We start from the raw sequence: 18,660 nt of genomic DNA on the forward strand, positions 1-18,660 counted from the left end.
AGTTTGCCAATATATGTCACCCCGATGGGGTTTGGTTTTTGTCGAATAAATCTCTATAAATATATCGTCCCGAAGGGACTTACACAATCCAATAATTATCAATTATCAACTATCAATTATCAACTATCAATTAATCTAATAGCAATCTGTCAACAATTGACCATTATTTTTATAATATGAAATAGACTTCATTTCTCTGGAAAGACATAAATCATCCAAAATAGCTTCTACATCTTTTTGCATTGCCAGCGAACCGCAAATCATAATAACACCGCCTTGATGTAATAAATCAATAAAAAAGTTAACATCACGTTTTATTAAATCCATTACATAATGATGATTTTCTGCACGAGATAAAGCCAAATGAAAGCTTTGAAGTTGTTGCTTTTGAATCATTTCAGCAGTGAGTTTTTTATAACCTGAAACAGTTTCCGTTTCCATTCGGAAGCCAGAATATAAATGCGTTTCAACTTTTTTCTTATTCTGTTCAATCATTCCAAGAAAAGGAGCAATACCAGTTCCATTAGATATTAAAGCAACTTTTGACACCGTTTTAGGAAAATGAAAAGCTTTGTTATTTAAAACTCTTGCTTTAATAGTATTTCCAGGTTTAAGATTATTCAGAAATTCAGAACCTAAACCGTGAGGATGAAGTTTGACAACCAATTGAATATTCCCAGAATGATTACCAATAGAGTATAAACGCTCTCTAGTGTCATTAGCAGGATAAATGGCCAGTAAATCACCCGAAGTAAATTTGGCTCTCATATTGGCACGTAAAGTCAATATAAAAGATTGTTCCGTTTCAGAAACCAAGGTTTTGTCTAAAACCATTAATTTTTGTAAACCTTTAGGAACATGATTGTATAAAGAAGGCGTTGTCGATAATGGAATTCCAGATTTGGCACTCCATAATTTTATCCATTCAATAAATTCGAGAGCAGATTTGTCGTTTACAGTTTGAATTTTTAAAAATCGTTCCGTCCAATTTTGACTGGCTAAAAGCTGATCCACTTCAATAGCAAAACCACAAAAATCAGGATAAGCTTTTGAACCAAAACCAACCACCGAAAAATTGACTTTTTGTTCTTGATTGTATTTTTTTAAAAGTGATACAAATTTATTTCCGTTAGAAGGTGCATCACCTAAACCATGAGTCGAAGAAAAAACGATAATATGTTCTGCTTTCGGATATAAATTGTAATTATTCAGTTCTGTAAGGAAAACTTTTTCGCCATGGGCAATTAATTGTTTCTGGATAGCATTAGCAAAACGGAAAGAACTTCCATTTTCAGAACCTGCAAGTAAAATAATTTTACTTTCACTGGCTTTAAATTTATTTTTAATTCGGCTAGATCTTCTTTTTAAAGTAATAGCAAAACCAGAGTATATAAAAAAGAGAATATTAATACAGGCAATAGCTAATATTACAGCCCAAATTGCATTTATTCTTCCTGTATGAAGGTCAAGGCTTAAATCAGATAACTGAACCGTCATCGGGGAAAGTTTCTCTGTAATTACAGGTCCTGTAACCTGATTAACTTCAATTTCTCTGTCTTTTAACTGAATAATATAATATTCTTCAGGATCAGATGTAAAAGGAAACTCAATTTTCTTTACATCAGCTAATAGAGTAGTAGTAAATACAGATTCCGTTTTATCTTTTGAAGATTTTACAATTTCAGTTTTTTCCTTTTGGTTTTTCTCTTTATCCATGAAAAAATTAAATCTTTCCAGAGTTAAATAAGTTCCTGTAATTGCAATAATCAGAATCGGAATTAAAGTTAATCTTCCTAATACAACATGATAATAATGAGCAAAATATTCTTTGATTACTTTAGAGAAAAAGTTGCGGATTCCTCTTTGCCTGTTTAATACAAGTGCAAAACCCGAACAAGCAATCAAAACCAATAAAAAGGAAATAACACCAACAAAAAAGCGTCCGGTTTCATGTAGAAATAAAGAACGGTGCAAGCCAGTTGTCCATTGAATAAAATCGCTTTTTTTAACAGGTGTTCCTAACTGTTTTCCTGTTCTGGGATCAATATATGCATTGATATCATTACCATCCTGATCAATAGCCTGAAGAGTTACAAATTGGTTATGATCAACACTTAATTCTGTTATTTCGGGATATACCTTTTTTAAAGCAGGCAAGGTTTGTCCTAAGGTTATTTGATCAAAATTTTCGACTTTGTATGGATGTGTTTTTTCTTGCACAGCATCGACTGCCAGAATGATACCCGTTATAGATGCCAACAGTAGAAATAAAGAAGAAAACAAAGCCAAAGCCAAGTGTGAGTAACGCCAGAAAGAAAGAGTCATTGAGTGTAATCTAAAAGGTAATCGAATGTGAGTTTTAAGCTTTGTCAAAGTCCAAAACTTTGACAAAGCTATTATGTTATAGTATTAAATCTTGCTTAATCTTACATATCTAATATAACCTTTACCTTCAGTTTTAGCAGCAAGGCCTTCAGTTGTAAGAGGTATTTCTACATCACTTACATGATATTTCTGATCTTCAACAGCAGATTCAAATCTTAATTTATATCCTTTATTTATTTTAGAATCATCAATTTCAATTGTTGTCATACTACGATCTCCGCCAGTAACTGATGCTCCAGTTTTTGCACTGATATCTACTGGCTTTTTAGTTTGGAATTTGTTCCATTCTTTTAAAGAGTTGTACCATTTTTTATCGTCTCCCATTACATAAAGAGTTTTTTCATATTCACCCTTAGGGTTGATAAGTGATACTACGATGTAAGCACCTTCACCCATATAATTAGACATTTGAAGCATACATTTATATTTGCTTGCCTGAGCTGAAGCTTGAAAAGAGATGAGGCAGATTAATGCGCTAGTAAGAGCTATTTTAAATATTGATTTCATTCAGATTTTATATTTTTAATTGAATTGGTATTTGAAATTTTAAGAGATTATTTTAAAAAGTCAATTGATATGTTTTGTTTTGTTAAAGTCTCATTTTCTTTGGCTAGAGCATAAGCACTTTCGTCAAATTCGGTAATAATATCTTTTTTAGCACCAATAGAAAGAAGGTATTTTAGGATCGTATCATTTTTGGCAACCATTGCAGCTTTGTGTAAAGCAGTCAAACCATCTTTGTTTTTAGCATTTACATCGATGTTTAAATCAGCTAATTTTTTTAGCAAAGACACATCGTTTTTAGCAACAGCTAAATGATATAATGTATTCCCATCTTTTTGTGGAGATTTAAGGTCTAAACCTTTTTCCTGAAGTAACTTTATTTTGGCAGTAAAAGGATCTTGTTTAGCATCAGAGCGGTAAGATTGTACTAAATAAACACCTAAGTTATTACCATCTTTATCAGTAACTTTTACATCGGCCCCTTTTGCTAAAAGTAGTGCAACAGCTTCTGGAGTTCCAGATTTTACAGCTATAGTCAAGGCAGATTCTCCTTTTGTATTCTGTAAATTGATATTTTTTGCAGTAGGCAATAATAGTTCTAATGTTCCATTTTCTCTTGCTCCGGCAGCAGTCATAAAAGGAGTGTTTCCGTCTTTATTAACTGCATTAACATCTACACCTTTTCCAAGAAAGTAAGTAATTATTTCGGCTTGATTTGGTTTTCCTGCCAAAAGATGCAATACATTTTCTCCAGATTTATTTGTAGCGGTTGGTTTTATTTTTAATTCTTCAACTAAAAACTTATAAGTTTCAAGCGGAGTAGTTTCTCTACGTGTACCTTGCGTTGCAATAAGAAGAGCATTATCAGTATATTTTACTTTTTTGTCTAATAATTTTTTCAATAGAGTAACATTTCCTGTTCTTGCAGCATAATCAAATGCTGTGTTTCCGTCATTATCAACATCTTTTAGAGACAATCCTTTTTTGATAAGATAATCAGTAATTGTTAAGTCTTTATCAAACGGAATTGCCAAAAGTAATAGGTTTGCACCGTTAGCGTATTTTTTCTTAGGATCTATTCCTGCTTTAAAAAAAGCTTCGCTAACATCAGCTTTAAGTGCTCCATTACTAGCAGCAAAAACAATTGGAGTAGTACCATGGCTATCCTCAAGATTAACATCAGAACCTTTAGCAATGAGGTATTGTACTAGTTCAGTATTCCCTCTAAAAGCAGCCCAGTGTAAATAAATACGATTGTCGTGAGTAGATTTATTTACTGGATTCCCTGGTTGTTCTAATAAGAATTTTATACTTGCAAAAGGGGCATCATTATTAATTGCGATAACGGCTACATCAAAAGCACCTGAATTTGCTTCAGACGGACTGTTTCCTTTTGCAATTTCTGCTTTAACTACATCAATACTTGGAGCTGTTTTCCAAAAAGAAGCTTCTAATAACGTATTTTTTTGTTGAGCACTAACAAATAAAGTAGCGGCTAATGCGAAAGAAAGAAGAATGTTTTTTTTCATATTATAGGTATTTATTACTTTTTAGCTTGTGTTGATTCTTTTAGGATTTGCAATATGATAGCGTGATTTATTTAGAATCAATAAGATTAAGCAAATGTAAAAAATAATAATAATTAAAGCTATTACTTATTTGTTAATGCCCAATTTTAATGAAGTTTTATGACTTTGACTGAAAAAAGCTTCAGAACAAAAAATAGAATAAGGAGCTTTGTGTAATCTAAAAGCATCTGAAATGATTAAAAAAGAATGTTCGGAAATAATAGGAGTATAGAATCAGTTGCTCTAAAGGGAGTTTTTTAAGATAAAAATAGAACAGTCAGAGGTTTCATTGTCAGTTTCTATTGATTTTTTAAAGTCAAATTTAGTCAAAAGCTTGATAGAATTCAGATTATCATTATGAGTCAATGCTTCTATCATTTTAACTTGTAGTGTCTGAAAGGCATAGTCAATAACTTTTTTAGTCGCTTCCTGCATTATTCCTTGTCCATGAAAATTTGTTAAAAGTTCATATCCGATTTCGCATTTATTTGTTTCGTCTGAAAAGTCAAAAAGACAAATTGTACCAACAAAAATGCTGCTGTTTGTTAAAGTTATTGCCCAATAAATCGAGTCATTTTTTTTAATGCTATCATTAATCTTATTGATAAAGTGTGTTGCCTCTTCAATTGTTCTACTTGGTTGTCTGCCTAGATATTTGTTTATTTCTGCGTCAGAACGTAAAGCAAAAATATCCTGTCCATCCTCGGTCGATAATTGTCTAAGAGTTAATCTTTCAGTTGCCAAAATCGGGAAAGGTGTAAAACTTCTATTTACCATTTTGTCATATTTAATTCATTAATGTTATAGTGCCATCATCTGATTGTTAACTTCTAGAATGGCTCTAATGAGCTCAAATTATAAATTGGTATTTGTTTCAGGCTAATATAATAAATCTCTATTAATCCATCTAAGTTAGATTTATGCTATTTCTTTGCTTCTGGTAAGTCATATGTAGTTTGTTTGGCTCAATAAAAATTGACTTATGTACTTTCAGTTTGTATTTTTGCCGGTATGAATGATAACTTTATAAATGAATATTTCGGGATAGGAATACAAAATGGTAAAACGCCTGAAAATTTAGGTGTTTTGTGGCGATCAGCACAAAACTTAGGCGCTACTTTTATATTTACTATAGGTAATCGATATGCCAAACAAGCTTGTGATACCCATGATGCGGTAAAAGCAATTCCATATTTTCATTATGATACGTTTGAGGCTTTTTTTGAAAACTTACCTAAAGGAGCACGATTGGTTGGAGTTGAACTAGATGATAAAGCCGTCGATTTAGAGACTTTTGAACATCCAAGACGTTGTGTTTATTTATTAGGCGCAGAAGATCATGGCCTATCTCATAAAGTAATGGCGAAATGTCATCATTTAATAAAATTTAAATCTGAAAAAAGCTTAAATGTAGCTGTGGCAGGAACTATTATTATGTATGATAGGAATTTGGGTAAACCACGTTCTTAAGATAAGACCTCCATTTAGTTAAGATCTGATTTGTGTTTTATAGATAAAAAATAATTCTTTTGACAAAGCCCTATGCATGGAGCTATTATTGAATATTTCTCTTAAATTCTGTATTTTGAATATTAATCATAAAATCAGGATTTAATATTTTATAGCTTTAGTTGTATTTAAGTCATAAAGATGCAAAGACACCTACTTTGAGTATCAGTACTCTTTCTAAATATATTTATTGTATTTTTTTTGAAATAAAGTCAAGCTATACGGTTTTCCTCAATGACCCCAGAAATAATTTACATATCTTAGCTGACTTTATTAAGCCTACACAAATTAAGAAATTCAGTATGTCCAAGGATAAATTAACCTTATCTCAATTAGAACAATATCTTTCAAAAGCAGCTTGGATCCTCAAAGGCCCGGTAGATGCTTCTGATTTTAAAATATATATATTCCCACTTTTATTTTTTAAAAGATTATCAGATGTTTTTGATGAAGAATATCAAATTGCGCTTGAAGAATCAGAAGGTGATGTTGATTATGCCTTATTGCCAGAATTTCATAGATTTATTATTCCTGATGGATTCCATTGGAACGACGTAAGAGAAACTACATCAAATGTTGGTTTAGCAATTGAAAAAGCTTTACGAGGAATTGAACAGGCTAATCAGGAATATTTATACGGTATTTTTGGAGATGCTCAATGGAGTAATAAAAACAAACTATCAGATCGATTACTAACGGATTTGGTAGAACATTTTTCACAATATTCATTATCAAACTCTTTGGTTGATCCAGATATTTTAGGTCAGGCTTATGAATATTTAATCAAGCACTTTGCAGATTTAACAAATAAGAAAGCGGGTGAATTTTATACGCCTCGTTCTGTTGTTCATTTATTGGGTTTAATATTAGATCCTCATGAAGGTCAAACTATCTATGATCCAGCGTGTGGAACTGGTGGAATGCTTTTAGAATGTGTCGATCATTTAAAACATAATAACGAAGACTACAGAACATTACAATTATACGGGCAAGAAAAGAACTTAACTTCTAGTTCGATTGCGCGTATGAATATGTTTCTGCATGGAATTGAAGATTTTCAAATTGCTCGTGGTGATACTTTAAGAAACCCTGTCTTTTTTGAAGCTGATGGATTAAAAACTTTTGATTGTGTTATTGCAAATCCTCCATTTTCACTGAAAGATTGGGGAGCTGACATGTGGATAAATGATCCATTTGGAAGAAACATTGCTGGGGTTCCGCCACAAGGAAATGGTGACATGGCTTGGGTGCAACACATGATTAAATCCATGAATGATAATGGTCGAATGACTGTTGTTTTGCCACACGGAGCTTTATTTAGAAAAGCTTCTGAAGGGAAAATTCGTGAAGCTTTATTAAAAAAAGATCTTTTAGAGGCCGTAATAGGTTTAGGACCAAATATCTTTTATGGTACTCAACTAGCTGCTTGCGTGTTAGTTTTTAAGCAACAAAAAGAAAAGCATAAAAAAGGAAAAGTCTTGTTTATAGACGGTTCAGAGCAAATTCGTATTGGAAGAGCTCAAAATTTTCTTGAAGAAGCGAATGTTAGGCAACTTTATGATTGGTATACCCAATTCTCAGATGTAGAAAATTATGTAAAAGTGGTTTCTGATAATGAAATAAAAGAGAATGATTATAATTTGAATATTCCTCTTTATGTCGAAAAAATAATCGAAGATAACTTACCGTCCGTTGAAGTAGCTTTAGCTGATTTGAAAATTGCATGGGAAGAAAGTTTAAAAGCAGAAGAAAAATTTAAAAAAATACTAAACCAATTTATATAAATGACTCAAGAAGAATTTGTTGAAAAAATACATATATATACCAGAAATGCGAGAAATTTAATAGAAGGTAATGGAGGTTATAATATTAGAAGAGGAATGGCTCATGTAACTTCTGGTTATGTTGAAGATCTTTTTGCATTGTATTTAGCCACAAAGATCAACAGAATGGATTTGCAATATTTAGTAGATAAAGTAACTTCAATCCGTTTTAGTAAAAATGGAAAAGCAACTACATTTAAACCGGATTTGTCTATTATAAATTCTGATAATGTTTTGACACATTATTTCGATTTAAAAACAAATTTAGGTTGGAATAGAGATTTAGATTCTTATTTAAAAAGCAAAAATGAATTTATAAATAAGATTAAGGGTAAAGCTGCATGGATATATTTTGAGAAAGAAAATATTCAAGGAATTCAAATTTCCGAAAAGCTAAAATACAAAATGGTTGTTATTTATGGTTGGAACATTAATAAGCAGCAAATGGAAGAAAATATTCGACTGGCTAGTGAATATGAAAATGTGGAACTTTTTGTTTTGAATAATTTAGATGAGAATAGATCACTCGTACTTGGCAATCGAGACTTTGAAAGACTACATGTTGAAACTTTAAATCTTTGTAACTAAAAAATAAAATTATGACACTTTTAAGTATACTATTATTAAATGCATCTGAAGCTGCAAGTGATTTTGACTATAAGTTATTAGCAACATTGGTATCTTCTTTATCTGGTGCTGTCATTGGTGGTGCAATTACAATCTGGTATAAAAGTTCAGAAATTAAAAGACTTTCTGAAGGTATTGAGTTGCAATCTAGAAATTTAGACCTTCAGAAACAAGTTTTTGAAGAAAACAAGAGCAATAACGAGCAAAAAATTAAAGCAGAATTAGTTAAGCTTGAAGATTTATCTAGACAATATAAATTAAGTTTACAAAAATACGATTTTGAACATTTATCAAAAATTCTTGAATTTGCAGATGATAAAGACGAAAAAGCAAAAATGATGCGAGAGTTTTCAGAAATTCTTTTGAAACATAAATCTAATATTCCTTCATTTTTCTCTGAACCAAATGATTACGATGAATTTATAGTTGATTACACTTATGATCGATTAGAAGACATAAAAAAAGAAATTGAGTTATTACTTTCCAAATATCCAGATGTTTTTGTATCAATACATAAAGACTTTAGGTTTGTTGCAAACCAAGCGGGCTCTTTAATTCATCAAGCCGGCGACATGTTTTCTTGGCATGACCAGGTAGATAAGGAAGAAGTAACTGAAAAATTATTTAACGATTTATTAAGTTTATATGAAAAATATAATAATCTTATTGAAATAATGCAAGAGCAGTTTCATGAATTGGATGCAATAAAAAGAAATTATATAAAAAGCCAATTTATCATAAGAACACAAGAATAAAATGACCCAACAACAATTAGAAAAATATCTCTGGGGAGCTGCTACCGCTTTGCGCGGTACGATCGATGCTGGAGATTACAAACAATATATTTTTCCTTTACTTTTTTTCAAGCGTATTTGTGATGTCTATGATGAAGAATTCGAAAAAGCTTTGCAAGAAAGTAATGGTGATTTAGAATATGCATCATTTGCAGAACATCATCATTTTTTAGTGCCGAAAAAAGCACACTGGAAAAAAGTTAGAGAAACAACTGTCAATATTGGATTAGCAATTCAAGAAGCAATGCGCGAAATCGAAAAAGCCAATCCTGAAACTTTATTTGGCATATTTGGCGATGCAAGTTGGACAAATAAAGATCGACTTTCAGATGCTACTTTAACTAACTTAGTAGAACATTTTTCGCAACATACTTTAAATATTAAAAGCGTTCCTGATGATAAATTGGGTAACGCTTATGAATATTTAATTAAAGAGTTTGCCGATGATAGTGGCCATACCGCAGCAGAGTTTTACACCAATCGTACAGTTGTAAAACTAATGACAATGATTATGGATCCTCAACCTGGAGAAAGTGTTTATGATCCTACTTGTGGTTCAGGTGGGTTATTATTGAATTGTGCCTTACATTTGAAAGAAGAAGGTAAAGAATACAGAACGTTAAAATTATACGGACAAGAAATTAATTTGATTACCTCTGCTATTGCACGAATGAATATGTTTATGCACGGTATTGAAGAATTCCAAATAGTTCGTGGCGACACTTTGGCTCAACCAGGACTTTTAGAAAATGACGAACTTAAAAAGTTTAATGTAATTCTTGCCAATCCTCCATATTCGATAAAAGCGTGGGATCGTAAAAGTTTCGAAAGTGATCCTTATGGTCGTAATCTCTGGGGAACTCCACCTCAAGGTTGTGCAGATTATGCATTTCAGCAACACATACAAAAGAGTTTAGATTTAAGTAATGGGCGTTCTATTTCATTATGGCCACACGGAATTTTATTCAGGGATTCTGAAGCTGAAATGCGTCGTAAAATGATCGAAGAGGATTTAGTAGAATGTGTGATTGGTTTAGGCCCAAATTTGTTTTATAATTCTCCAATGGAAGCTTGTTTATTAATTACAAACAATAATAAACCAAAAGAACGTAAAGGGAAAGTACTAATTGTAAATGCTCTAAAAGAGGTAAAACAAGAAAAAACTATATCTTACTTAGAACAAAAGCATATCCAAAAAATTTATAATTCATATAAAGCATTTATAACCGAAATTGGCTTTAGTGTGATTGTGGATAACGAAACAATTCTAAGTAACAAAGGAAGTTTAAATATTGCTCAATATTTAAGTAATGTTACAATTGATAAAAATAAATTATCAATTAACGAAGCACTTATTAATTGGAAAACTAATTCTTCTAGATTAAAAGAAAGTATGAATGAATTATTTCAAGTCTTAAAATAATGGAAGAGGTAATGACAAAAATAGATTTGAATAACTTAGATAAATCAAGTTGGGAAAGTTTTAAATTTGAAGAAATTGCTTTTAAAATTTCAGAATCTGTTAATCCAAATAAAACCGATTTAGGAGTTTATATTGGATTAGAACATATAGATGCAGAGGATATTCATATTCGACGAACAGGAACTCCTGATGATGTCAATGGTCAAAAACTTAAATGCTATCCTGGCGATGTCATTTTTGGTAAACGTCGCGCTTACCAACGAAAGGCTGCTATTGTAGCAGTTGAAGGTATTTGTTCGGCACATGCTTTTGTACTTAGAGCTAATAAAGATAATATTGATCCTAAACTTTTTCCTTTTTTCCTGCATTCAGACCAATTTATGCATTGTATGATTGATATTTCGGTAGGGGGCCTTTCTCCAACGATAAATTGGGGAGATTTAAAACATCAAGAATTTCTTTTACCTCCCATAGAAGAACAGAAAGAAATTGCAGAATTACTTTGGGCAATGGATGATGTGATTGAGAAGGAGAAGAAAATAATAAAGGAATTACGAAAGAATGATTTATCAAGATTAAAATACTTTTTTCATGATGATAAAAAATCAACAAGAATTAAATTAAAAAATATTATTAAACTTAAAAAAGGGAAAACCCCTTCTTTATTACTTGAAAAAGGTGATGGTATTCCCTATTGTACTGCAAAATATTTAAGATCAGGAGAAATCGAATCTATTGTACCAAATGAATTGGTTAGTAAATTAACATTAATAGATGAATCTGATATTTTAGTTTTATGGGATGGTTCCAATGCAGGGGAAATGTTATTAGGAAAAAAAGGTATATTAGCAAGTACTATGTGTAAATTAGATATTCTTGACAAAAACTTTAAAAAAGAATTTATTTACGCTTTTCTGAGATTTAAAAACAATGATATTAAAAGAGCAACAGTTGGTTCTGCAATTCCACATGTTGATCCAGGCATGATAAACAATATTGGTATTCCAAAACTAACATTAAAGCAACAAGATACTGTGATAAATATATTAAGTTCTTTAAATGAAAGTATAAATAATGTTAATGTAAAACTTCAAAGTTTGCAATTTTTACAAAAAAGCTTAATTAATCAAATTTTCTAAAAGAAAGACAATATGAATTTTTTTATAGTTAGTGCTGGTGAGCCTGGATCAGATTATATTGAGGATAATTTCAAAGATATTCTTGAAACAAATGAATTTGCTTTATATGCTAATACAGCACAAAAAGGGACATATTATTCTATTGAAAAAGATGATGTATTAATTCTCAAATACGAACGAAATTTTGTTGCTTATGGAACCGTAGTTCGTAAATATTCAAATGAATATAAAAACTTCTCCTTAAGAGTACAAGTAAAAGAATGGATTTTGCATAGTATAGATGATCCTAAGAAAGGGGTTTCTAGATATGGTATACAAAATGCTACTATTGGAGGTGGTAAGTATGGAACTGTAAAAACGGTAAAGCCTAGTTTTGGGCTAGACAAAATTCGAGAAATAAACGAAACTCATAATGAATATTATATAATATTCTCTAATAGTATTAATGATAAAAGTAAGTTTCGTAAAAAAGGAGATTATTTTGATTTGCATGAAGAATTATTTACTTATTTATTAAAGAAATCAGAAACAGATCCTGATTTTACTTTTGTTACAAGAGATTCAAATAATAATAATGCTCTTGAAAAGGGATATTGGTTTTATGGAGAAGATACTGTAGCAATTTCATTTTGGACAGAAATGGATTTTATAGAAGACATACCTGTGATTTCATTTTTAATTAATCCAGATGGACATTGCAGATTAATAATTCAAACTGATATTCAGGAAGACTTAAAAAAATATTTTGAAGACAGTAGATGGTGGAAGGATGAGTTAAAAGATCTAAATCAGAGAGATACTTGGTTTGTCAAAGAGTATAGTAATTTTGATCCTGCAGATTATATAAATTGTTTGAGCTATTTTCTAAGAAATGATTATCATATTATAAATAAAATTATATACGAGGATAACCTTGTACCTGGTCTCAAAAGAGAAACTATAAAAGAAAGTCCTGATGATTTTGATGGATTTGTTTTGCAATTACCTATTAAAGAATTTAATTTAAGAATAAAAAATATATTTAAATATAGGCAAAATCAGTCTGTTGAATTAAGCTATGATTCTGTAGATGACGAAAATAGAGCAGATAGTTTAAGGGAGATAATTATTCACAATTATGGATTAATTAAAAATCAAAAATTAAAAATTGGAGATTCTAAATGGGTTTTTATTACTGGCGAAAACGGATCTGGAAAGACTATGTTTTTAAGGGCAATAGGTACAATTCTAGGCAATAGGACGCTCACGGAAAAAGAAATTCAAAAGGGTAGTTTACATGTAAATGCAAATTTTAACTCAGGTAAAAGAATTATCCCATTTGAAAGATTTGAAAATAATAATTTAAATTTAAAAATATCTAATCTTTCAAGAGGTTTGGCAATGTATGGTCCCTACAGGTTGCAACATTCTTCTGGTCTTGCAAAAATAAAGGATTACAGACAATCTGTGGGAAAAAAGAGCTCATTTGAATCTTTGTTCGGGGATGGTGCAAGGCTTTTGAGTTTAGTTAATCAATTTGAATTCTGGCAAGATAATTCTAAAAACAAGAAAATGACTCAGGCGAGAATGGAGCAAATTTTTTCGTTATTACCTAAGATTATTCCAGATTTGCGTAAAGTTGAGTGTATAAAAATTCAAAATAAATTTAGTATAGAGTATTTAATTCGTTCCGAAGGTTCTGAAGAATTAATGAAATTGAAATGGCACGAATTATCATCAGGAAATAAAAGTATATCAAATTTAGTTTCAGATATATTGATTAGATTATATTATCAACAGCCTAAAGTTATTGATCCTTCTGAATTAAGAGGGATAATTATGATAGATGAAATAGACCTTCACTTACATCCCAAAGCTCAAAAAGAACTTGTGGAAACGCTATCTAAAACTTTCCCTCTACTTCAGTTCATAGTTACTACTCATAGTGCAGTTCCATTATTAGGTGCGCCTGAAAATTCTATTATATGTGTTGTAAAAAGAAATGCGGAACAAGGCATTATTATTAATCGTCTTTTGAAATTAGAAAAAGAGATAGGCTTTTTGACTCCAAATACAATATTAACATCAGATATTTTTAATTTTAATTTTTTTGATGAAATATCAGAAACTAGATATGAAAATTTATATTTAGAAGACAGGTATGAAGATATTCAGAAAAATATTGAGGTAAATGAAAGATTAAGTAAATTAAATGAAGATATTTTTCCAAAAGATTTATTTAAAGACTAACTGTTATGGTACATAGGAACAAGAATCTAACTTCACCGCCACCGGAATTAATGAATTCGAAATGGAATACAATAAAACAAGATCTGTTGGTAAATAAGCACAATCATGAAGCTAAGTCTGAATGTTATAGAGATACAACATTGAGTTATCTAACGGAATTATATAAGAATAAATGTGCAATATGTGAAAGAGAAAGAGGGATGGAATTACAGGTTGATCATTTTCGACCAAAAAAACAAAGAAATAATAAAACGGAAATTAAATATAATCAACCAGGATATTACTGGCTAGCATATGAATGGTTTAATTTGATTCCCCTTTGTTCATACTGTAATATTAATAAAAGCAATAAATTTCCATTGTCAACTTGGGATAATACTAATAGAATATCAGATCATTTAAATATTCATACTATAGCAGGTTTCAATTCTTATAATTTAAATTGGCTTCAAAACCATGAAAATCCTTTACTGATAAATCCTGAATACGAAATTCATCCTGAGAGACATTTTTCTTTTCGTATAGACGGTAGAATAATTGGTCAAACGGATGAAGGGGTTGAAACAATTAATATTTGCAAATTAAATAGGAAAGATTTAAAAAGAGAAAGGATTGAAATAAGATTTAGATTTGTTAATGATATAAAATCTGCTTTGAAAGATTTTGACGATCATAGGGATAATGCAGAGTTAAAAGGTGAATTGAAATCTATTTTTAAAAGAATTAAATTAAATTGTCATCAAAATAGCGCTCATTCATTATATCATATTTTTTTATATACGTATTTCGATTATTTTATTGTTTCAAAAATACCTCAAGATCTAAGAGATTTAGTTACTAATTATTTTAATGATTATAAAATATGGCTTTCAACGAACTCAATAGCGTAGAACATTACATCATTCACCAATTGAGTGGTAAAAATCTTAATGCAGTAACTGGATTTGAGGAACCTAAAGCAGGATATGGTGCGCAATGGAAGTATATTTCCTCATCAGAACTTACCAGAAGTGTTAATGAAGTGCTTTTTGAAGATGTTTTGAAAACTGCACTAATTCGTTTAAATCCTGAAATAGCTAAAAAAAATGAATTAGCTGAAGAAGTTATTTATAAACTAAGAGCGATATTAATATCTGTAAATACAGAAGGTTTAGTAAGAGCAAATGAAGAATTTTTTAAATGGATGAGCGGTGACAAAACCATGCCATTTGGAGAAAACAATCGTCATGTTCCTATTCGTTTAATTGATTTTGAAGATATTCATAATAATAGTTATTTAATAACCAATCAATATCGTGTTCATCATAGAGAAACTAAAATTCCAGATATAGTTTTATTAATCAACGGAATTCCTGTTGTAGTTGGAGAAGCTAAAACACCTATTCGTCCTTCTGTAAGTTGGTTAGATGGAGCACATGAAATTCATGATATTTATGAGAATGCAGTTCCACAATTGTTTGTGCCAAATATTCTTTCTTTTGCGACAGAAGGTAAAACTTTCTACTATGGAGGAATTAGAACACCATTAGAATTTTGGGCACCTTGGCGTTTAGAAAATGAAGATGATAATTTAGCTAAAAAGTTAGGCTTGAATGAAATTGGAAAAGAATTATCAGATTTACTACAACCAAAAAGATTATTGGACATATTGCAAAATTTCTCATTGTTTACTTCAAACAAAAAGAAACAACGAATAAAAGTTTTATGTCGCTATCAGCAATATGAAGGAGCAAATAAAATTGTAAACCGTGTTTTAGAAGGAAAAATAAAAAAAGGTTTGATCTGGCATTTTCAAGGTTCAGGAAAATCTTTATTAATGGTTTTTGCTGCGCAAAAATTAAGGAGAATCCAAGAACTAAAAAGTCCTACAGTAATTGTATTAGTAGATCGAATAGATTTAGATACTCAAATCACAGGAACTTTTAACGCTGCAGATGTTGCAAACGTAATAACTACAGAAAGTATTACAGAACTGCAGACTTTCTTAGAAAGAGATACAAGAAAAATAATTATTTCTATGATTCATAAGTTTCGAGATGCGAAACCAAACATGAATACAAGAGATAATATTATTGTTTTAGTTGATGAAGCACACCGTACGCAAGAAGGAGAGTTGGCAAGACAAATGAGAGCGGCTTTACCAAATGCATTTCTTTTTGGTTTAACAGGAACTCCGGTCAATAAGGCAGATAAAAATACCTTTTGGGCATTTGGAGCAGAAGAAGATCAAGGAGGTTATTTGTCTCGTTATACTTTTCATGATTCAATAAGAGACGGAGCAACACTGCCATTGCATTTTGAGCCAAGATTAGTAGACGTTCATGTAGATAAAGAAACAATAGATAAGGCTTTTAAAGAATTTAAAGAAGAAGCTGCTTTATCTGATGAAGAAGCAGATGCATTAAATAAAAAATCAGCTAAAATGGCTGCATTTTTAAAATCTCCAGAACGTGTTGCAAAAATAGTAGAAGATATTGCCAAACACTTTAATGAAAAAGTACTTCCTCATGGTTATAAGGCTATGATTGTAACGCCTGATCGTTACGCTTGTGTTCAATATAAAGACGAGTTAGATAAATATTTTTCAGTTGAATCAAGCAAAATAGTTATTTCAACTTCGGCTAATGATGATTTTGAGTTCAAACAAAAATGGGGAATTGATAAAAGCCAACAAGAAAAAATAGTTGATGATTTTAATAATGCAAATTCAGAACTTAAATTCTTAATTGTTACAGCTAAATTATTAACTGGATTTGATGCGCCTATATTACAAACTTTATATTTAGATAAATCAATAAAAGATCATACTTTGTTACAAGCAATTTGCAGAACAAATAGATTATATCCCGGTAAAACTTTCGGACGTATTGTAGATTATTTTGGAGTTTTTGATGATGCTGCAAAAGCGTTAGAATTTGATGAAGAAAGCGTAAAACAAATTATTACCAATTTAAATGAATTAAAAGACCAATTGCCCTTAGCAATGAAAAAGGTTTTGGATCATTTTATTGGAGTTGACAAAAAAATCACCGGTTTTGAAGGTTTAGAATTAGCTCAAAATGCAATCAACACAGACGAAAAGAAAGATGAATTTGCAAAAGATTATAAACAACTTTCCAAACTTTGGGAATCGCTATCGCCAGATAGCACCTTAAATCAATATCAGGAAGATTATAGATGGTTATCACAAGTTTTTGAATCTGTTCGTCCATCATCTGATCATGTTGGTAAATTACTTTGGTTTTCATTAGGAGCTCAAACGACAAAATTGATTCATGAAAATATTCATGTTGGAGAAGTCCATCAATTAGAAGAATTTGTTTTGGATGCAGATGTTATTGAGGATATTTTTAATAATCCAGATCCGCGAAATTCTAAAAAGCTTGAAAAAATATTAGTTAAGCGATTCAAAAAAAATGCAGGTAATCCTAAATTTAAAAAGTTAAGTGAATTATTAGAAGCATTAAGAGATAAAGCAGAGCAAGGTTTAATCACTTCTATAGAATTTGTAAAAGAGTTATGCAAATTAGCGAAAGAAACACTCTTAGCTGAAAAAGAACTAGAAGCTCAATTTCAAGAAAAAACGCCTCAAGCTGCATTAACAGAATTATTTTTAGAATTAAAAACAGATCAAACTCCTGCAGTTGTAGAAAGAATTGTAAAAGATATAGATGCTATTGTACGACAAGTTCGTTTTCCTGGTTGGCAAAAAACAGCTTCAGGTGAACGCGAAGTTCAAAAATCATTACGACAAGCATTATTAAAGTATAAGTTACATAAGGAGCAAGTTTTGTTTGATAGAGCTTACGAATATATTAAAGAATATTACTAAAGTTTTTAAAGAGTATTGTTTTTTTTAAAATTATTATAATGTGCAAATTTATGTGAGTTTGCACATTTTTTAGTTATAAAAAAAAATATAAGATAGAGGATCTTCTCCCCATACAGTAACGGCCTTCTTTTCTTCTTTAAGTAAGAAAAAATAAAACGTCCAGAATTTTTAGGATTTGGGACACTTCAATCTTTCATGTCGAACCACGACATAAAAGGATTTCTGTTTTTATCAGGGCTAGGGGAGTAAAATAAATGGTGGCTTTATAGTAAAAGGGGTGTCTTGTGTTTTCTGTAGGCTACAATAGTAGGTAAGTATAATGGTTTGGTTGTAGTACTAAGGTAGGAATGTCTTGAGTTTCTTTTTAGGATTGATGTTAAGAAGGCTTTATATATAGGTATAATATTCTGCTATACTATATAGGAGAAGTTTTTTTAGGAGCTCTTTCCTGATATGCGCTCCAATCTTGTCTTTTTTAAAGAAAAAAGGCCAAGGATTTTCGCTACTATCAGGGCTAGGGGTGGCAAAGACTAATAGAAATCCAATTTTAAAGACAAAAAAGGAAGCTTTGCGTCTTAGCGACTTCGCGAGAAACTAGGAAAAACCCAGTAAAACCAGGAAAAAAACAGGCTAAACACCCTAAAGTCCCCAAAGCAGCTATAAAAGAACAAAAAATAACAGGCCGTAAAGGTTATGTTATCAAAGCATTAAGAGAAGAATAAAAAATAAACCAAAAATAGTTTCAAAAAGGTATTGTTTATCTAGATAAAGGTGGTAGTTTTGCACCCGCAACAACGACAAACGTTCCTTTAAATACTGACAAGCAC

13 protein-coding genes are annotated in these 18,660 nt (G+C 30.7%); 9 read left to right on the forward strand and 4 right to left on the reverse strand.

Annotation, left to right across the window (positions count from 1 at the left end):
• Positions 1-135: 135 nt before the first annotated feature.
• From IW20_RS24020 to IW20_RS24035, 4 genes are all read right to left on the reverse strand, one after another.
• Positions 136-2,325 (reverse strand): PepSY domain-containing protein, encoded by a 2,190-nt coding sequence (locus IW20_RS24020; RefSeq protein WP_035628676.1) that lies wholly within the window; start codon positions 2,323-2,325, stop codon positions 136-138.
• Positions 2,326-2,409: 84 nt separating this feature from the next.
• Positions 2,410-2,892, reverse strand: coding sequence for a DUF2271 domain-containing protein (locus IW20_RS24025; RefSeq protein WP_035628677.1), 483 nt, complete (start codon positions 2,890-2,892; stop codon positions 2,410-2,412).
• A gap of 47 nt (positions 2,893-2,939) precedes the next feature.
• Positions 2,940-4,418: an ankyrin repeat domain-containing protein gene (locus IW20_RS24030; RefSeq protein ID WP_051886161.1), complete on the reverse strand. Its 1,479-nt coding sequence runs from the start codon at positions 4,416-4,418 to the stop codon at positions 2,940-2,942.
• A gap of 282 nt (positions 4,419-4,700) precedes the next feature.
• Positions 4,701-5,234: a GNAT family N-acetyltransferase gene (locus IW20_RS24035; protein ID WP_035628678.1), complete on the reverse strand. Its 534-nt coding sequence runs from the start codon at positions 5,232-5,234 to the stop codon at positions 4,701-4,703.
• 234 nt (positions 5,235-5,468) lie between these two features.
• Here IW20_RS24035 and IW20_RS24040 point away from each other — a divergent pair, with 234 nt between their 5' ends.
• The 9 genes from IW20_RS24040 (at position 5,469) to IW20_RS24080 (ending at position 17,833) form a co-directional block, all read left to right on the forward strand.
• Positions 5,469-5,927: an RNA methyltransferase gene (locus tag IW20_RS24040; RefSeq protein ID WP_035628679.1), complete on the forward strand. Its 459-nt coding sequence runs from the start codon at positions 5,469-5,471 to the stop codon at positions 5,925-5,927.
• A 341-nt stretch (positions 5,928-6,268) separates the two neighbouring features.
• Complete coding sequence (locus tag IW20_RS24045) at positions 6,269-7,750, forward strand: type I restriction-modification system subunit M (RefSeq protein ID WP_035628680.1); 1,482 nt, start codon at positions 6,269-6,271, stop codon at positions 7,748-7,750.
• Positions 7,751-8,377, forward strand: coding sequence for a hypothetical protein (locus IW20_RS24050; protein WP_035628681.1), 627 nt, complete (start codon positions 7,751-7,753; stop codon positions 8,375-8,377).
• A gap of 11 nt (positions 8,378-8,388) precedes the next feature.
• Positions 8,389-9,171: a hypothetical protein gene (locus IW20_RS24055; protein ID WP_035628682.1), complete on the forward strand. Its 783-nt coding sequence runs from the start codon at positions 8,389-8,391 to the stop codon at positions 9,169-9,171.
• Between the two features lies 1 nt (position 9,172).
• Positions 9,173-10,633: a type I restriction-modification system subunit M gene (locus tag IW20_RS24060; protein WP_035628683.1), complete on the forward strand. Its 1,461-nt coding sequence runs from the start codon at positions 9,173-9,175 to the stop codon at positions 10,631-10,633.
• Positions 10,633-11,772 carry a restriction endonuclease subunit S gene (locus tag IW20_RS25665; RefSeq protein WP_051886162.1) on the forward strand — a complete coding sequence of 380 codons (1,140 nt, stop codon included), beginning with the start codon at positions 10,633-10,635 and terminating at the stop codon, positions 11,770-11,772. The genes IW20_RS24060 and IW20_RS25665 overlap by 1 nt, the downstream gene beginning before the upstream one ends.
• A 12-nt stretch (positions 11,773-11,784) precedes the next feature.
• On the forward strand, positions 11,785-14,001 hold the full coding sequence (locus IW20_RS24070) for an AAA family ATPase (protein ID WP_035628684.1): 2,217 nt from the start codon (positions 11,785-11,787) through the stop codon (positions 13,999-14,001).
• Between the two features lie 5 nt (positions 14,002-14,006).
• Positions 14,007-14,891, forward strand: a complete 885-nt coding sequence (locus tag IW20_RS24075; RefSeq protein ID WP_035628685.1) for an HNH endonuclease — start codon at positions 14,007-14,009, stop codon at positions 14,889-14,891.
• Positions 14,864-17,833 (forward strand): type I restriction endonuclease subunit R, encoded by a 2,970-nt coding sequence (locus tag IW20_RS24080; RefSeq protein ID WP_035628686.1) that lies wholly within the window; start codon positions 14,864-14,866, stop codon positions 17,831-17,833. Before IW20_RS24075 ends, IW20_RS24080 begins: the two co-directional genes overlap by 28 nt.
• Positions 17,834-18,660: the final 827 nt, after the last annotated feature.

Source organism: Flavobacterium hydatis (genome assembly GCF_000737695.1).
GTDB classification, from domain to species: Bacteria; Bacteroidota; Bacteroidia; order Flavobacteriales; family Flavobacteriaceae; genus Flavobacterium; species Flavobacterium hydatis.

Bases quoted from the DNA above. Each gene is read 5' to 3' on its own strand.
- IW20_RS24020 (WP_035628676.1), bottom strand. From the start codon at position 2,325: ATGACTCTTTCTTTCTGGCGTTACTCACACTTGGCTTTGGCTTTGTTT.
- IW20_RS24025 (WP_035628677.1), bottom strand. From the start codon at position 2,892: ATGAAATCAATATTTAAAATAGCTCTTACTAGCGCATTAATCTGCCTC.
- IW20_RS24030 (WP_051886161.1), bottom strand. From the start codon at position 4,418: ATGAAAAAAAACATTCTTCTTTCTTTCGCATTAGCCGCTACTTTATTT.
- IW20_RS24035 (WP_035628678.1), bottom strand. From the start codon at position 5,234: ATGGTAAATAGAAGTTTTACACCTTTCCCGATTTTGGCAACTGAAAGA.
- IW20_RS24040 (WP_035628679.1), top strand. From the start codon at position 5,469: ATGAATGATAACTTTATAAATGAATATTTCGGGATAGGAATACAAAAT.
- IW20_RS24045 (WP_035628680.1), top strand. From the start codon at position 6,269: ATGTCCAAGGATAAATTAACCTTATCTCAATTAGAACAATATCTTTCA.
- IW20_RS24050 (WP_035628681.1), top strand. From the start codon at position 7,751: ATGACTCAAGAAGAATTTGTTGAAAAAATACATATATATACCAGAAAT.
- IW20_RS24055 (WP_035628682.1), top strand. From the start codon at position 8,389: ATGACACTTTTAAGTATACTATTATTAAATGCATCTGAAGCTGCAAGT.
- IW20_RS24060 (WP_035628683.1), top strand. From the start codon at position 9,173: ATGACCCAACAACAATTAGAAAAATATCTCTGGGGAGCTGCTACCGCT.
- IW20_RS25665 (WP_051886162.1), top strand. From the start codon at position 10,633: ATGGAAGAGGTAATGACAAAAATAGATTTGAATAACTTAGATAAATCA.
- IW20_RS24070 (WP_035628684.1), top strand. From the start codon at position 11,785: ATGAATTTTTTTATAGTTAGTGCTGGTGAGCCTGGATCAGATTATATT.
- IW20_RS24075 (WP_035628685.1), top strand. From the start codon at position 14,007: ATGGTACATAGGAACAAGAATCTAACTTCACCGCCACCGGAATTAATG.
- IW20_RS24080 (WP_035628686.1), top strand. From the start codon at position 14,864: ATGGCTTTCAACGAACTCAATAGCGTAGAACATTACATCATTCACCAA.